This is a genomic window from Brachyspira catarrhinii (assembly GCF_005518285.1).
Classification (GTDB): Bacteria; Spirochaetota; Brachyspiria; order Brachyspirales; family Brachyspiraceae; genus Brachyspira; species Brachyspira catarrhinii.
On sequence record NZ_SJDU01000843.1, the window covers coordinates 1 to 348 of the forward strand.

General features: G+C 26.7%; 1 pseudogene. It reads left to right on the forward strand.

What is annotated here, in order from left to right:
* Positions 1 to 348 (forward strand): annotated as a pseudogene (locus EZH24_RS14765) (class I SAM-dependent methyltransferase); the annotation flags it as partial.

The window sequence follows — 348 nt, forward strand, 5'->3', positions numbered from 1 at the left end:
AATTTATAGAAGAAGAACTTAATTCTTTTGTAGAAAAAAGCGATATTAAGAAATTTGATTTAGTCGCTGCTTTGGAAATATTGGAGCATGTAGAGAATTGGGAGAGTTTATTAGAAAATATTATTAATGTTTCTAATAAATACATATTGCTATCTTTTCCAACAGGCAGAATGCGTGATTATGAGAAACATATAGGACATTTAAGAAATTTTAAAAGAGGAGAGGTTGAAAAATTTTTGGACTTAAGAGGTTTTAAAATAGTTAAAACATTTTATTCTGGTTTTCCTTTTTACACTCCGCTTGCAAGAGACTATGTAAATAAAAATTATAATAACTTTATGAAGAGTA